Origin of the sequence: Streptomyces sp. C10-9-1, from assembly GCF_024497955.1 — a bacterium.
Classification (GTDB): domain Bacteria; phylum Actinomycetota; class Actinomycetes; order Streptomycetales; family Streptomycetaceae; genus Streptomyces; species Streptomyces sanyensis.
The window spans coordinates 57,955-72,661 of sequence record NZ_JANHKP010000013.1 but is presented as its reverse complement, the minus strand read 5'-3'; the positions used below and the strand labels follow the sequence as shown (position 1 = coordinate 72,661).

11 protein-coding genes are annotated in these 14,707 nt (G+C 73.6%); 4 read left to right on the top strand and 7 right to left on the bottom strand.

Annotated elements, in window-relative coordinates; genetic code table 11:
• Window positions 1-89: 89 nt before the first annotated feature.
• Entirely contained in the window at window positions 90-1,823 is a 1,734-nt protein-coding gene (locus tag NPS70_RS28935; protein ID WP_374212029.1) for a DUF4192 domain-containing protein, read from the bottom strand.
• Window positions 1,824-1,933: 110 nt separating this feature from the next.
• Between NPS70_RS28935 and NPS70_RS19620 the strand changes: the two genes are divergently transcribed.
• Together NPS70_RS19620 and NPS70_RS19615 are read left to right on the top strand one after the other, a co-directional pair.
• A complete protein-coding gene (locus tag NPS70_RS19620) occupies window positions 1,934-4,105 on the top strand; it encodes a RecQ family ATP-dependent DNA helicase (RefSeq protein WP_256525628.1) in 2,172 nt (723 codons plus the stop codon).
• Between the two features lie 481 nt (window positions 4,106-4,586).
• Window positions 4,587-5,216, top strand: a complete 630-nt coding sequence (locus NPS70_RS19615) for a hypothetical protein (RefSeq protein ID WP_256525627.1) — start codon at window positions 4,587-4,589, stop codon at window positions 5,214-5,216.
• Between the two features lie 151 nt (window positions 5,217-5,367).
• On the opposite strand, the gene NPS70_RS19610 is transcribed toward NPS70_RS19615, so the two are convergent.
• From NPS70_RS19610 to NPS70_RS19590, 5 genes are all read right to left on the bottom strand, one after another.
• A complete protein-coding gene (locus NPS70_RS19610; RefSeq protein WP_256525626.1) occupies window positions 5,368-5,991 on the bottom strand; it encodes a hypothetical protein in 624 nt (207 codons plus the stop codon).
• Between the two features lie 85 nt (window positions 5,992-6,076).
• On the bottom strand, window positions 6,077-6,778 hold the full coding sequence (locus NPS70_RS19605; protein WP_256525625.1) for a ribonuclease HII: 702 nt from the start codon (window positions 6,776-6,778) through the stop codon (window positions 6,077-6,079).
• An 840-nt stretch (window positions 6,779-7,618) separates the two neighbouring features.
• Window positions 7,619-8,527: an ADP-ribosylglycohydrolase family protein gene (locus tag NPS70_RS19600; protein ID WP_256525624.1), complete on the bottom strand. Its 909-nt coding sequence runs from the start codon at window positions 8,525-8,527 to the stop codon at window positions 7,619-7,621.
• Between the two features lie 12 nt (window positions 8,528-8,539).
• Window positions 8,540-9,199, bottom strand: a complete 660-nt coding sequence (locus NPS70_RS19595; RefSeq protein WP_256525623.1) for a histidine phosphatase family protein — start codon at window positions 9,197-9,199, stop codon at window positions 8,540-8,542.
• A 73-nt stretch (window positions 9,200-9,272) separates the two neighbouring features.
• On the bottom strand, window positions 9,273-9,878 hold the full coding sequence (locus tag NPS70_RS19590) for a YdbC family protein (RefSeq protein WP_256525622.1): 606 nt from the start codon (window positions 9,876-9,878) through the stop codon (window positions 9,273-9,275).
• Window positions 9,879-10,172: 294 nt separating this feature from the next.
• On the opposite strand from NPS70_RS19590, the gene NPS70_RS19585 reads away from it, so the two are divergent.
• Together NPS70_RS19585 and NPS70_RS19580 are read left to right on the top strand one after the other, a co-directional pair.
• Window positions 10,173-10,694: a TerD family protein gene (locus tag NPS70_RS19585; RefSeq protein WP_256525621.1), complete on the top strand. Its 522-nt coding sequence runs from the start codon at window positions 10,173-10,175 to the stop codon at window positions 10,692-10,694.
• Between the two features lie 306 nt (window positions 10,695-11,000).
• The gene (locus tag NPS70_RS19580; protein WP_256525620.1) at window positions 11,001-11,471 is read left to right on the top strand and encodes a DUF5959 family protein; all 471 of its coding nucleotides are present in this window, start codon (window positions 11,001-11,003) and stop codon (window positions 11,469-11,471) included.
• Between the two features lie 217 nt (window positions 11,472-11,688).
• Here NPS70_RS19580 and NPS70_RS19575 read toward each other — a convergent pair whose 3' ends face one another.
• Window positions 11,689-14,565 carry a vitamin B12-dependent ribonucleotide reductase gene (locus NPS70_RS19575; protein WP_256525619.1) on the bottom strand — a complete coding sequence of 959 codons (2,877 nt, stop codon included), beginning with the start codon at window positions 14,563-14,565 and terminating at the stop codon, window positions 11,689-11,691.
• Between the last annotated feature and the right edge of the window lie 142 nt (window positions 14,566-14,707).

The window sequence follows — 14,707 nt, the reverse complement described above, 5'->3', positions numbered from 1 at the left end:
CGGCCGGGACGCGGCAGGCGCCTCCCGCGCGAACCGGACGGCGTCCGGAGGCACCCGCGGCCGCCGGCAGGGGGCGCCCGGCGCCGCCGCTACCGGCTGCTCCGTCCCGGGGCGCCCCTGCCCCAGGCCGCGCGATCCCCGGGCCGCGCATCGGCAGGGCCGCCCCTCCGCTGCTCGGGCCGGGAACCACGGCCCGCCCGGGCCGCAGGCCGGTTTCCGCGCCCACCCCGGTGACGTGCCCCGGGCGCGCTCCTCACCTGCCCGGAGCCCGCGCGGCCGGATGCCGCCCCGGTGCCCGCAGCACGGTTCCGGGCCACCTGGACGGCCTCCTGCCGTCCGGGCTCCGATCCGGCCCGGCCCGCATCCGGGGCGGCGAGCCCGCCTCCTCCGTCGGCCCCCGCCCGGTCCGTACACGCCTGCCCGCCGGGGCGAGGGCGCGTGCCGCCGGGCCCTCCGCGGGCCTCGTCGCCGCTCCGCGCAGACCGGGCGGCCCCCTCCGGTGCAGGACCGCCGGGCGCGCCCGGGCCCTGCGGCGACAAGGGCGGGCCCGCCGCCGCAGGGTCCGCGTGCGCGGCCCCGGCCGCTCCGCCTCCTCCCGCAGCGACGCAGGGGATCCCCGGCGGAGGAACCCGCGAGCCGCCGCCTGCCCCCGCGGAGCCCTCCGAGCCGGCAACCGGCTCCTCACCTCCTTCCGGCCAGCCCTGGTCCTGCCGGAGGCAGTGCCGCAGCGTCTCGGGGTCGAGGCCCGCGTTGCACGCCTGGTGCAGCAGGCGTGCGAAGACGTAGTCGGGGTCGGCCCGCAGGGCGAGGCCGAGCGCGACCCGGGCCGAGGGCTCGTCCCCGGTCGACCAGGAGACCCAGCCGGCCAGGGTCAGAGGCGCCGCCGCGTAGGACCGGTACCCGCCCGTGCAGCGCCGGGCGAGCGAGCGCCACAGGCGCAGGGCGGCGTCGGCCGACGGGCCCTCCATCCACTGGGCCGCCCGGTCCCGGGTCCTCCGGTCCTGCAGTCCGATGATCACCCGGGCCGCCTCGGAATCCGCGACCAGCCGGTCGTCGGCGGCGTCGGCCGCACCGGCACCGCCCGTACGCGGCGCCTGGGCGAGCCGCGCCAGCAGGGCCTCCGCCGTGTCCAGGGTCTCCACCGCGAGGCGGCGGCGCCCCGTTCCGCCCGCCAGGCGGAGCGCGGTCGCGCAGCCCGCCTCGTCCAGGGCCCACTCCCCGGCCGCCGCGTCGGCCTCCGGCCGGGGAGTCATCCTGGCCTCGATCTCCTTCTGCGTGCCCCGCACCTGCACGCCCGCATACGCGGCGGCCGCGGCCAGCACGGACGTGCCCGGCAGGGCAAGGGGTGAGCCCTCCGGAGGGCAGCAGCGGGCATCGGGGCAGCAGTAGGACCAGTAGCGGCCCCCGGTGATGCACAGGGCTTCGTAGACGGGCACGTCGAGGGTGCCGCAGGCGGTCCGCAGCCATTGCGCCAGCGGACGCAGCCGGGCCATGACCGAGGCGGGGCTCTCGCCGGCCACCGGGTCCTGGCAGAGGAAGACGACCATGCCGTCGGGGCGGGCACCGCGGTGCTCGCTCCCGCGGATCAGGCAGTCGGCGATCTCCGTCGCCACGGGCTCCCACTCCTCGCTCGACGGCGGGATGCCGACCCGCAGACGGCCGCCGAACCTGCCGCTCCTGCCGTGGAGAGTGACGAGGACGATCGAGTCACTGGGATGGAAGCCCATCATGTACGGGAGTGCGTCGGCCAGTTCGGCCGGGCTGCGGAGGGTGATCTGCCGGTCGCCGGGGCGACCGGCGTCGAATGCGCTGTGCTTGCTCATGGGCCGACCGTCTCGCGACCGGGAGGGCGGCGTCACCCCCTGTGGAAAACTTGTCCACAGGGAGTGGCCGCCGTTCGCGTCCTGTCGGTCCGATCAGGTTGCATGGAGCCATGACCAACGCAGACCGGGCGGAGCTCAGGAGCGCCGCCGACACCGTGCTCGCCCGACTCGTCTCCGACCCGACCGGCACCGCCCGCCTGCGCGAGGACCAGTGGCGGGCCATCGAGGCCCTGGTGGCGGACCGGCGCCGGGCCCTGGTCGTCCAGCGGACGGGGTGGGGCAAGTCCGCCGTGTACTTCGTGGCGACCTCGCTCCTGCGGGCGCGGGGCGCCGGTCCGACGGTGATCGTCTCCCCGCTGCTCGCCCTGATGCGCAACCAGGTCGAGGCCGCCGCCCGGGCGGGCATCACCGCGCGGACGATCAACTCCTCCAACACGGAGGAGTGGGAGGCGGTGCAGGCCGAGATCGCGGACGGCACGGTGGACGTGCTCCTGGTGAGCCCCGAGCGGCTGAACAACCCCGACTTCCGCGACCGGGTCCTGCCCAGCCTCGCCGCCGCCACGGGCCTGCTGGTCGTCGACGAGGCGCACTGCATCTCCGACTGGGGCCACGATTTCCGCCCGGACTACCGGCGGCTGCGCACGATGCTCGCCGAGCTGCCGGCCGGAGTCCCGGTCCTCGCCACCACGGCCACCGCCAACGCCCGGGTCACTGCCGACGTGGCGGAGCAGCTCGGCACCGGCGCCGGGACCGACGCCCTGGTGCTGCGGGGCCCTCTCGACCGGGAGAGCCTGAGCCTCGGTGTGGTGCAACTGCCGGACGCCGCGCACCGCCTGGCGTGGCTGGCCGACCACCTGGGCGAACTGCCCGGCTCCGGGATCGTCTACACGCTGACCGTCGCGGCCGCCGAAGAGGTTACCGCGTACCTGCGCCAGTGCGGCCACACCGTCTCCTCGTACACCGGCCGTACGGAGAACGCCGATCGGCAGCAGGCCGAGGACGACCTCATCGCCAACCGGGTCAAGGCCCTCGTGGCGACCTCCGCCCTGGGGATGGGGTTCGACAAGCCGGATCTCGGCTTCGTGGTGCATCTCGGCTCCCCCTCCTCGCCCATCGCCTACTACCAGCAGGTGGGACGAGCGGGGCGCGGTGTCGAGCACGCCGAGGTGCTGCTGCTCCCGGGCAGGGAGGACGAGGCCATCTGGAAGTACTTCGCCTCGGTGGCCTTCCCTCCCGAGGAGCTCGTGCGCCGCACCCTGGACGTGCTGGCGGGGTCCGACCGCCCGCTGTCGCTCCCCGCGCTGGAGCCTCAGGTGGAGCTCCGCCGCACCCGCCTGGAGACGATGCTCAAGGTGCTGGACGTGGACGGCGCGGTGCGCCGGGTCAAGGGCGGGTGGACCGCCACCGGGCGCCCCTGGGAGTACGACGCGGAGCGGTACGCCTGGGTGGCCCGCCAGCGCGAGGCGGAGCAGCAGGCGATGCGCGACTACGCGGGTTCCACTGCGTGCCGGATGGAGTTCCTGCGCCTGCAGTTGGACGACGAGGAGGCGGCTCCCTGCGGTCGGTGCGACAACTGTGCGGGAGCGCGCTTCAGCGACAAGGTCACGGACGGCGCACTGGACGCCGCGCGCGGCGAACTCCGGCGCCCCGGTGTGGAGCTCGAACCCCGGCGGATGTGGCCGACGGGCCTGGCGGCGGTGGGGGTCGCCCTCAAGGGGCGCATTCCGGCGGCGGAGCAGTCCTTCGGCGGACGGGGGCTCGGCCGCCTGTCGGACATCGGCTGGGGCAACCGGTTGCGGCCGATGGTCGCTCCGGGGGCACCCGACCACCCGGTGCCCGACGACATGTTCTCGGCCGTTGTGACGGTCATGGCGGACTGGGCCCGAGGTCCCGGCGGCTGGGCCTCGGGGGAGGCGGACGCTCCTCCGCGGCCGGTCGGCGTGGTCACCGTCGCCTCCCGCACGCGGCCCCGGCTGGTCGAGTCCCTCGGGTCCCGTATCTCGGAGGTCGGGAGGATGCCGCTCCTGGGGCGTGTCGATCACGCTCCGGAACTGTCCGAGCTACACGTCTCCCGGACGAACAGCGCCCAGCGGGTGCGCGCGCTGCACGAGGCGTTCACGGTTCCGCCCGCACTGGGCGAGGCCGTGTCCCGGGCCGAGGGACCGGTGCTGCTGGTCGACGACTACGCCGACAGCGGCTGGACACTGGCGGTGGTCTCGCGGCTGCTGCTGCGCGCGGGGGCGAAGGGGGTGTTCCCGCTGGTTCTCGCGGTTCAGTCCTGACCGCCGGGGTGACGGAGCTCCGGTGCCGCTTCGCCTCGCAGGCCCGGCCGCCGGCCCGGCGGGCGCGGCGGGGGCGGCTCCGCACCGGGTCCGGTGCCGACCCGGGTGGGCCCGGGCGGTGCAGCGCCCTCCCCGGCGGGCGCGGTGTCTCCGCGCGGGGCAGTGCACCGAGGGCGGGCCGCCCCCGGTCCGCCGGTCATGACACTGCGTCATGACCGGGAGCGGCGCGGCCCTCTCCCGTCACTGGTGTGTGAACTGGTGTCCACAGGGGCGTGAACGGACGGTGAGTGGGCAGGGATATCAGTCACATACCCACTGATTCCCGTCGGCGACGCCAAATTGCTCGTTGCCGCATGCTCATGCGGCAGGAAGAATTGAACTGCTCCCCGCTCGGGTCCGTTTCGGTCCTGAAGGGCCCTGCTGCGGTGCGCCCTCACCCGACCCTGCCCGCTCCTGTGGGCGCGTATGCGAAGGGAGGACCGTGACCTTCGGATTCGCTCCGTCCGCAGCCTCTACGATCACCGCATCGGCCGGCACCGCAAGTCGCCTCGTCCGGATACTCGAACCGGCGGAGTGGGCGGCGGCGGAGATTCCGCTGCTGCGCAACCCCCGTGAGGTGGTCGGCGGGCTGCACGCACGTCACCGGCCCTCGCAGTCGACGGCGGTCATCGCCGTGCTCGACCACGAAGAACGCCTGGCGGCCAGTGCCTCGTTCACCCGCCAGCCCTCCCCCGCGGACGGCTGGGAGTTCCGCAACGCCCTGCTGGCCCACCTGCGCCGCGTCATTCCGCACGACCTCCGGCGCCGGACGCCGGTCCGCACCGCCGTGCTGCTCTACTGCCGCGACGGGGACGAACGGTGGACGGAGGAGGACGGCGCCTGGATGTGGGGGCTGCGCGACGCCTGCACGCTGCACGGCCTGCGCTGCGGCGCCTACATCACGCTCACGCGCGGCGGGTGGCAGGTGCTCGGTGAGGGCCGTGGGGGACGGCACCCCCACTCGGCCTCCCCTCCGGGCCGCCTGGCCGACAGCATGCTGGAGGCCGATCCGGCCCCGCTGCGCAGCGCGGGGGGCGCGTCGGAGGCCCTGCGCCGCACGGCCGCCCGCTGACGCCCCTCCGGCGTGCGGACCCGGGACCGGCCACCGCCGTCGCCGGAGGTTCCGGGACGTCCGGCGTCGCGAGCACCGGCGCACGGCGTACCGGGCGCCCGGGCACGGCCGAGGAGTCGTCCCGACGGCCGTGCCCGGGCGCACAGGCGCGTCACGCCCGGGCGCCGAGCGCCTTGTCGATGCGCGCCGGGTCGCCGCAGACGACCAGCAGGGCGGACGCCTTGGCCAGGGCGGCGGGCAGCGCACCGGCCGCGGCCTCGTCCGACCCGCCGTTGACGGCGACGACCACCACGGGGCGGGCACCGACGCGCCCGATGCCGTCCGCAGCCGCGTAGAACACGTCCTCACGGGCGTCACTCTGCGCCCAGTAGGCGGACTCGCCGAAGGACAGCTCGTGCTCGGCCCACGGGTGCTGGCCGCCGGTCGTGAGCACCAGGACGTCGCCGGGCGCCCTTCCGGAGTCGAGCAGCAGGTCGACGGCCTCGTCGGCGGCCTCGACGGCGCCCTGCGGCGTCGAGGCGACCAGCTGGATCTGGGGCCCGGGGCGGTTGCCCTTGCCGGGCGGGGTGGACTTCCGCACGGCGGCCGGCGAGGGCCGCTGCGCGGAGGGGGCGGGCCGGGCCGGACCGGGGCCCGGATGCCCGGGACGCGGTGAGGCCGCGGAACGCGGACCGGGTACGGGTCGAGGGGTCGGCGCGGTGCGGCCGGCGGCCGGAGTGGCGCGGGGACCCTTGGCACTCTCGTGAATCTGAGGCTCCTCGGGGGTGAGAGGCATGAGTGGTTGTCTATCAAACTCGGGCGGGATGGGCATCGGCGGGTGGGCACAGGAGTGCGACCCGGCTGCGCTCGCAGGGCAGGTTTCAGAAGTCGAAGCCGAGCTGGCCCCCGTCTGCCAGTGCGGCCGCCTCGGGCGAGAGGCGCGCCTTCTTCAGGTGGCGCCACCGGGGCAGCCCGTCCAGATACGCCCAGGACAGCCGGTGGTGCGGGGTGGGCCCCAGCTCCGCGAGAGCCGCCTTGTGCACGGGCGAGGGGTATCCGGCGTTGTCGGCGAAGCCGAAGACGCCGAACTCCCCGCCCAGTTCGGCCATCATGGCGTCCCTGCGCACCTTGGCGATCACGGAGGCCGCGGCCACTGCCACACAGGACCGGTCGCCCTTGATCACCGTGCGCACCTGCCACGGCTGCCCGAGGTAGTCGTGCTTGCCGTCGAGGATGACGGCATCGGGGCGCACCGGCAGGCCGTCGAGCGCCCGCACGGCGGCGAGGCGCAGGGCGGCCGTCATCCCGAGGTCGTCGATCTCCGCGGGCGTGGCGTGCCCGAGGGCGTGGGCGGTGACCCACGACTCCAGGCGATCGGCAAGCTCCGCTCGGCGCTTGGGAGTGATCAGCTTGGAGTCGGTGAGGCCCGGCGGCGGGCGGCGCAGTCCGGTGATCGCCGCACAGACGGTCACGGGGCCGGCCCACGCGCCCCGGCCCACCTCGTCGACGCCCGCGACGATCCTGGCTCCGGTGGTGGCCCGGATCGACCGCTCGACGGTGTGGGTGGGTGGTTCGTACGGCATGGCGCCAGCAAGGGTACGCCTGCGGGTGCGTCCGGCGACACCCGGTTCCCGCCCCGATCCGCGACGGCGGGTCACGGTTGCGTCGCAGGCCACACCCGGTGCCCCGCTCCCCCGGCCCGGCCAGGGGAAACCGCGCCGTCGGGCGGCACCCACCGGACCCGCTGCCTCCGGATCCGGCCGCACCGTTTCGGGGCATCACCGACCACCTCGGAGTTCGCATTCGCACACCACTCCGTGGCGCCGAGGCGCTACTGGCCGGTAGCACCGGTCACGCGGTCTCGGGCCCCGCCCCACGCGCCCTCAAGTCCCGGGCTCCTTGCACAGCAGCCGACTTGCCCGGGGAGAACCCCCCTTGGACCCCCCACCCGGACGCGGCCGGGGCGAGGGGCAGGGCACGCCCGCACCCAAGCGTCCTCGCGTCCGCGAACCTCGCCCCTCCGTGCACATCCCGAGCCGTGAGGCGGCCCGTCCACGGCCGGACCGGTCCGGCACCCTGCCCTCGCCGCCTCTGCCCGGATCGCACACGGCGCACGGAAGATCTCGCGGCCGACACCCTCTCCGGGGTGGCAAACCTCCCCCGTACAGCCGATAATGACGGCCGATCAGCGGTCGTGGAGGCGGGGCACCGGACCCTGAGCGCACCGGGGGCCGCCACCGGACCACCCGGCGGTCCACCGCCCGCCTCCGGCTCCGAACCCTCCGCACACGCGCACCGGGGGCGCGGCGGGGACGGACCGAGCCGTCCCGTGGCGGGGCGGGGCCCGTACGGGCGCCACCGCGGGCCCGGCGCCGGGTGACACCGCTCGGCCCGGGCAGGCCCCGCCGCCCTCGCCCGTCGGCTCAGCCGGGCCGGGCAGGCAGCCAGTCCGGCAGCGGCTCGGTCCTCTCCGTCCACGCCCGCGGCGGTGCCCCCGCCGCTCCCGCGGCCACGACCCCGCAGGCGATCGCGCAGGTGGTGTCCACGTCCCCGCCGACACCCGCCGTCGTCCAGAAGACCCGCTCGAAGTCGTCCAGGGCCCGGGCGGCCGACCAGAGGGCGAAGGGCACCGTGTCGTGGGCGCTCGTCCGGCGGCCGCTGCCGAGGACCGCGGCGACCGTGGCGGCGTCGTCGTAGTCGAGCATGTCCCGGGCCCGCCGCAGCCCCGCGCCGACCGCGCTGCGCGGGACGAGCGCGATCACCCCGTCGAGCAGCGCCTCGGGTGAGGGGGCGCCGGCGGGGTCGGCGGCGAGCGCCGCGGCCGCCGCCACGGCCATGGCCCCCACCACGGCCTCCCGGTGCTGGTGGGTCGTGTACGAGGAGATCTCGGCCTGGTGGGTGGCCTGCTCCGGGTCGTCGGCGTACCAGGCGCCGAGCGGCGCGATCCGCATGGAGGAGCCGTTCCCCCAGGAGCCCTGCCCCTTGAACAGGGCCGCCGAGAGCTCCCTCCAGTCGCCGCCCTCGCGGACCAGCCGCAGCATGCGGTTGACCGCAGGTCCGTAGCCGCGGTCGACGTCGTGGTGCTCCGCGAAGGAGCGGGCCAGGGCGTCCTGGTCGATGCGTGCGTGGCGGTGGAGCACGGCGAGGACGGAGGCGGCCATCTCCGTGTCGTCCGTCCACTGCCAGTCGCCGGGAGGCAGCTCCCGCCGTCTGAGCAGCGGATAGTGGGTGGGTACGAAGAACTGGGAGCCCAGGGCGTCTCCCACGGACAGCCCGCGCAGGCTGTCCAGGGCGCGGGTGAAGCGCCGCTCGCGAGAGGAATCAGCGATCATCTTCCCCCTACCCTATCCGGTGGCGCCGTACGAGCGCGGGGTGCACCACCGCTCGAAGGGCCGGTCCAGCCGGTAGTGGCCGCCCGTCTCCAGCTCCAGCACCCGGGTCTCGCCGTTGTCCGGGTTGGCCAGCGACTCGAACTCGGCCACCGTCCAGTGGAACCAGCGCATGCAGAACAGCCGCATGGTCAGGCCGTGGGTGACCAGCAGGACGTTCGGCGGATGGTCGGGGGCGTCGAAGCTGCGGTGCAGGCTCTCCAGGAAGGCCCCCACCCTGTCGTACACGTCCGCCCCCGACTCCCCCTGCGCGAAGCGGTAGAAGAAGTGCCCGTAGGCGTCGCGGTAGGTCTTCTGGAGCCGCACGTCGTCGCGGTCCTGCCAGTTGCCCCAGTCCTGCTCGCGCAGCCTGGGCTCCTCGCGGACGCGCACCAGTGCCGGGTCGAGCCGGAAGGCGCGGAGCGTGTCGTGGGTCCGCCGGTACGGGGAGACGTACACGCTGACGCGCTCGCCGCCGAACAGGGACCGCAGCCGCTCGCCGGTCTCCTGCGCCTGGGCGAGACCCCGCTCGGTCAGCCGGAGGGCGTGGTCGGGCTCGCGCTCGTAGACGGTGTCGTCGAGGTTGCCCACCGACTCTCCGTGGCGGACGAGGACGATACGTCGCGGTCGTGCCATACACCGACCCTACGCGCGCACGCCGCGGGACCGCCCGCGGGCGGACGGGGCCCGCGGGCGCCGCCCGGACGGCTCAGACCGTCCAGGAGGGTTCGAGCTCCACGACGTCGCCGGTCATCGCCGCCACGTCGGCCTGGGTCCTGGCCCTCAGCAGCAGCCGCTCTATCCGCTCCTGGCGGTACTTGCCGTGCTCGGCCGCGGACTGCCACAGGGACATGATCAGGAACTCGTTCCCGGGCGCCTCGCCGAAGAGCCCCCGCAGCATGCCGGGTGACCCGGCCATGGCCGGGTTCCAGACCTTCTCCTGCATCAGGGCGAAGTGCTCCACCCGGTCCTCGCGGACCCGGCAGTGCGCCACCCGCAGCACGTCGGCGTCGGAGAAGCGGGGCTCGAAGCCCGTCTTCACGTCGAAGCGGTAGGCGAACAGCGTGGCCTGGGCCTCCTTGAAGGTCCCCGCCTGGGCGGCCGCGAGCCGGTCGTACGACCGGGCCATGAAGGAGTCGTAGAAGGGGCGGCTCTCCCAGAAGGAGACGACATGGGCGACATTCGGCCGCAGCCGGCTCCAGCCGCCGCCCTGCCCCCGGAAGCCGGGCTCGCCCGGCAGCCCCGCCCACTTGCGCTGCCCCCGTTCGAACCCGCGTCGGTCCACCACGGTGCAGCGACTCCACTTGACCAGCACCGCGCCATCGTACGGCGCGGGCGCCGGGGGCGGCTGCGGTCCGCGGGCACTGCCGTCCCCGTGTGCACCGGTGCGCCGGTCCGTGCACCGGGCGACCTCCCGGTCCGTCGGTGTCCGCCACCGGCCCGCTCGGGCACCGCTCGTTTCCGGACACCGCAGGTCGTCGGCCGTGGGGCGCCTTCCGCCGGACCGGCGGAAGGCGGCTCGCACCACCCGCCTTCGAACGGCTACGGTCGACCTGCTCAGGGAACAAGGCAGTTGCACAGGGCGGCGCGACAACGGGGAGGAGATCCGGTGAGCAGCCTCAGCAAGGGCGTCCGGAAGGCAGAGGTGTCCCTGCGGTGGGACCCGAGTCCCATGGGCGAGGCGCCCCATGACCTGGATCTGGTGGCAGGGATGTACGAGGGGTCCGGCGAGAGCGGAGACCCGGCATACGTGGTGCACTTCGACAGCCGGTCGCCGGACGGGACGATCATCCTGAACCGGCACAGCGACACCGGGCAGGGCTTCGGCGACGACGAGGTGCTGACGCTGGAGTTCGACCGCATGGCGCCCGTGTACGGCCGGGTGGTCGTCGGCGTCGTGATCCAGCAGCGGGACGGACGGCGGGTGTTCGGCGACATCGCCCATGTCGGGCTGACCGTCGAGGAGGACCACCGCGAGCTGGCCGCCGAGGACTTCTCCTCGGTGTCCGGCTCCACGGCGGCCGTGGTGTGCGAGTTCCGCCGTTCGGCCGGGGGCGCCTGGAGCTTCGAGCCGGTGCTGCGCGGTCACGACGCCGACCCGGAGGGCTTCCTGCGCGCGATGGGCCGCTGAACCAGGGCGGCGGCGACCGCGGGCACGCGCGAAGGGAGCGCCTGCGCGTGCCCACGCCCGCGACGGAGCGAACGGGCATGCGGTGAGGCGGGGAGCCCCCTGGGGGCTCCCCGCCTCACGGCATGCCGGGGCCCTCGGGTGCCCGCTGCACGGGCGGAGATCACCTGCTCCTGGCGTGCGCCCGGGAATCCGCCCCGAACGGGAAGGACACGTGCGGCCGGCGTGAGGCCGCCCCGGCCGGGCGGGCAGGCCCAGCCGGTGATGCGAGAGGATGCGCATCCGACCCTCACGAGAGAGAGGCCGACGGTGACCGAATCGGACGCAGTGGACCTGATCCACCTGGAGGACGTGGACGGCAACCGCTGCGTCGTGCGCGTGACCGGTCGCGACCGACCGGGAGTGCTGACCGGCCACGACATCCTCCGGGCCGATGTTCTGGCCTCGGCCGACTTCGTCGACGCCCGGCTTGAACTCTTCCTGCTCCAAGGGGATCTCGACGCCTGGCAGCGCGACCTGGCCCGGCTCGGGCCGGGCGCGGACGCGACCATCGGCGGTGACCGCGGACCGAGTCTCGCCTTCCACCTGTACGAGGACCGTTCCTTGTCCGTGACCGTGGACGACCCCGACCACCTCACCGCGACGCTCTCGCTCCGACCCCGGGAGACCTGGGTCCAGGAGCATCAGCGGCGACTTGAGCGCGTGCGGGAAACCTGGCCGAGCGACGTCGTGGAGACGGCCCCCATGGCCTACGCGTGGCGTCCCGGCCGCAGGCGGTGAACCGCCTCGTCGAGGCCCCGAACGCCCCCGCTTCTCGAACAGTCAGGGTGGAACGGGACGATGCCCAGTTGCCGCGGGCGCCGGAGCGGCGGATGCGTCCCCGGGCCGGCCACTGCGCGGGAGGGGCGTCAGCACGAGGCTGACGTCCCTCCCGTCAGGGGTTGCCTGCCGGCTGAGCGTTCACCGAGTGCCGCACTCGATGCGGCTCAGCCCGGCTTCAGCTGCAGCCGCTGGTGGAGCCGCAGCCCTCGCAGATGTAGCAGGAGCCTGCGCGCTGCATCTTGGTGCCGCAGGAGAAGCAGAGCGGGGCGTCGGCGCTGATGCCCAGCTGCATCTCGACCAGTTCGGCCGAGGTGTGCGCCTGCGCCGGTGCCGGGACGGTCGCCGTCTGCGGTGCGGTCTCCCGCTGGACCGGGGCCGACTGGGCGAGGCCCTCGACGTCGAGGTCGACGTCGTCCGTCTGCTCGTAGGAGCCGGTCTCCAGGTGGCGCTGGCGCTCCTCGGCGGAGTGGATGCCGAGCGCCGAGCGGGTCTCGAAGGGCAGGAAGTCCAGCGCCAGGCGGCGGAAGATGTAGTCGACGATCGACTGCGCCATCCGCACGTCCGGGTCGTCCGTCATCCCGGCCGGCTCGAAGCGCATGTTGGTGAACTTCGAGACGTAGGTCTCCAGCGGGACGCCGTACTGGAGGCCGACGGAGACGGCGATGGAGAAGGCGTCCATCATGCCCGCCAGGGTCGAGCCCTGCTTGGACATCTTGAGGAACACCTCGCCGAGGCCGTCGTCCGGGTAGGAGTTGGCCGTCATGTAGCCCTCGGCCCCACCCACCGTGAAGGAGGTGGTGATCCCCGGACGGCCCTTGGGCAGGCGCTTGCGGACCGGGCGGTACTCGACCACCTTCTCGACCGCGGACCGGATGGTCTCCTCGGCCTTGGCGGTGACCTCGGCCTTCTCCTTCTCCTTGGTCTTGGCGGAGAGGGGCTGGCCGACCTTGCAGTTGTCGCGGTAGATGGCCAGCGCCTTGACGCCGAGCTTCCACGCCTCGAAGTAGATCTCCTCGACCTCCTCGACGGTCGCCGACTCCGGCATGTTGACCGTCTTGGAGAGCGCGCCGGAGATCCAGGGCTGGATCGCGGCCATCATCCGGACGTGGCCCATCGCGGAGATGGAGCGCTCGCCCATGGCGCAGTCGAAGACCTCGTAGTGCTCGGTCTTCAGCCCGGGGGCGTCGATCACGTTGCCGTGGTCGGCGATGTGGGCGACGATCGCCTCGATCTGCTCCGGCTGGTAGCCGAGGCGGCGCAGGGCCTGCGGGACCGTGTTGTTCACGATCTGCATGGACCCGCCGCCGACCAGCTTCTTGAACTTCACCAGCGCCAGGTCGGGCTCCAGGCCGGTGGTGTCGCAGGACATCGCCAGTCCGATGGTGCCGGTGGGGGCGATCACCGAGGCCTGGGAGTTGCGGAAGCCGTTCTTCGCGCCGAGGCGGATCACGTCCTGCCACGCCTCGGTGGCCGCGGCCCACACCGGGGTGTCGAGGTCGTCCATGCGGGTCGCCGTGGCGTTGGCGTCGGCGTGCTGCTTCATCACGCGCTGGTGCGGCTGGGCGTTGCGGGCGTAGCCGTCGTAGGGGCCGACCACCGCGGCCAGCTCGGCGGAGCGCCGGTAGGAGGTGCCGGTCATCAGCGAGGTGATCGCCCCGGCGAGGGCCCGGCCGCCCTCGGAGTCGTAGGCGTGGCCGGTGGCCATGAGCAGGGCGCCCAGGTTGGCGTAGCCGATGCCGAGCTGGCGGAAGGCGCGGGTGTTCTCGCCGATCTTGCGGGTCGGGAAGTCGGCGAAGCAGATGGAGATGTCCATCGCCGTGATGACCAGCTCGACGACCTTGGCGAAGCGCTCGACCTCGAAGGACTGGTTGCCCGCACCGTCGTCCTTGAGGAACTTCATGAGGTTCAGCGAGGCCAGGTTGCACGAGGTGTTGTCCAGGTGCATGTACTCGCTGCACGGGTTCGAGCCGTTGATCCGGCCGGACTCGGGGCAGGTGTGCCAGTGGTTGATGGTGTCGTCGTACTGGATGCCCGGGTCGGCGCAGGCCCAGGCGGCCTCGGCCATCTTGCGGAACAGCGACTTGGCGTCGACGTCCTCGATGACCTCGCCGGTCATCCGGGCGCGCAGGCCGAAGGTGCCGCCGGCCTCGACGGCCTTCATGAACTCGTCGTTCACGCGGACCGAGTTGTTGGCGTTCTGGTACTGGACGGACGTGATGTCGTCGCCGCCCAGGTCCATGTCGAAGCCCGCGTCGCGCAGGGCGCGGATCTTCTCCTCCTCCTTCACCTTGGTCTCGATGAAGGCCTCGATGTCCGGGTGGTCGACGTCGAGGATGACCATCTTGGCGGCGCGGCGGGTGGCTCCGCCCGACTTGATCGTCCCGGCGGAGGCGTCGGCACCGCGCATGAAGGAGACGGGGCCCGAGGCGTTGCCGCCCGAGGAGAGCAGTTCCTTGGAGGAGCGGATGCGGGAGAGGTTCAGGCCGGCGCCCGAACCGCCCTTGAAGATCATCCCCTCTTCCTTGTACCACTCCAGGATCGACTCCATGGAGTCGTCGACGGAGAGGATGAAGCAGGCGGAGACCTGCTGGGGCTGGGGGGTGCCGACGTTGAACCAGACCGGGGAGTTGAAGCTGAAGACCTGGTGCAGCAGGGCGTAGGCGAGCTCGTGCTCGAAGATCTCGGCGTCGGCGGGCGAGGCGAAGTAGCCGTGGTCCTCGCCGGCCTTGCGGTACGTCTTCACGATCCGGTCGATGAGCTGCTTCAGACCGGTCTCGCGCTGCGGGGTGCCGACGGCCCCGCGGAAGTACTTGCTGGTGACGATGTTGACCGCGTTCACCGACCAGAAGTCGGGGAACTCCACGCCGCGCTGCTCGAAGTTCACCGAGCCGTCACGCCAGTTGGTCATGACGACGTCACGGCGCTCCCAGGCCACCTCGTCGTACGGGTGCACTCCCGGGGTGGTGTGGATGCGCTCGATGCGCAGCCCCTTGGCCGCCTTGGTCCCCTTGGTGCGGGACCCCCGTGCGGGGCCGCTCGTCGTCTCGGTCATGCCGCCTCCCATACATGGGCAAAAACGCCCTGATGTGCCCAGATCTTCCCAGGGCACAGGTTCTGTCGTGTGCCCGGTGCGCCGCTGAGCGGCGCCCCGGGCAGGTCATGTGCCGCCTCGGCCGGCCGGGGATCCCGCGGGG

What these genes read in the sequence shown, in the direction of transcription:
- NPS70_RS19620 (WP_256525628.1), top strand. Translation starts at nt 1,934, where the DNA reads ATGACCAACGCAGACCGGGCGGAGCTCAGGAGCGCCGCCGACACCGTG.
- NPS70_RS19575 (WP_256525619.1), bottom strand. Translation starts at nt 14,565, where the DNA reads ATGACCGAGACGACGAGCGGCCCCGCACGGGGGTCCCGCACCAAGGGG.
- NPS70_RS19600 (WP_256525624.1), bottom strand. Translation starts at nt 8,527, where the DNA reads ATGATCGCTGATTCCTCTCGCGAGCGGCGCTTCACCCGCGCCCTGGAC.
- NPS70_RS28935 (WP_374212029.1), bottom strand. Translation starts at nt 1,823, where the DNA reads ATGAGCAAGCACAGCGCATTCGACGCCGGTCGCCCCGGCGACCGGCAG.
- NPS70_RS19605 (WP_256525625.1), bottom strand. Translation starts at nt 6,778, where the DNA reads ATGCCGTACGAACCACCCACCCACACCGTCGAGCGGTCGATCCGGGCC.
- NPS70_RS19610 (WP_256525626.1), bottom strand. Translation starts at nt 5,991, where the DNA reads ATGCCTCTCACCCCCGAGGAGCCTCAGATTCACGAGAGTGCCAAGGGT.
- NPS70_RS19595 (WP_256525623.1), bottom strand. Translation starts at nt 9,199, where the DNA reads ATGGCACGACCGCGACGTATCGTCCTCGTCCGCCACGGAGAGTCGGTG.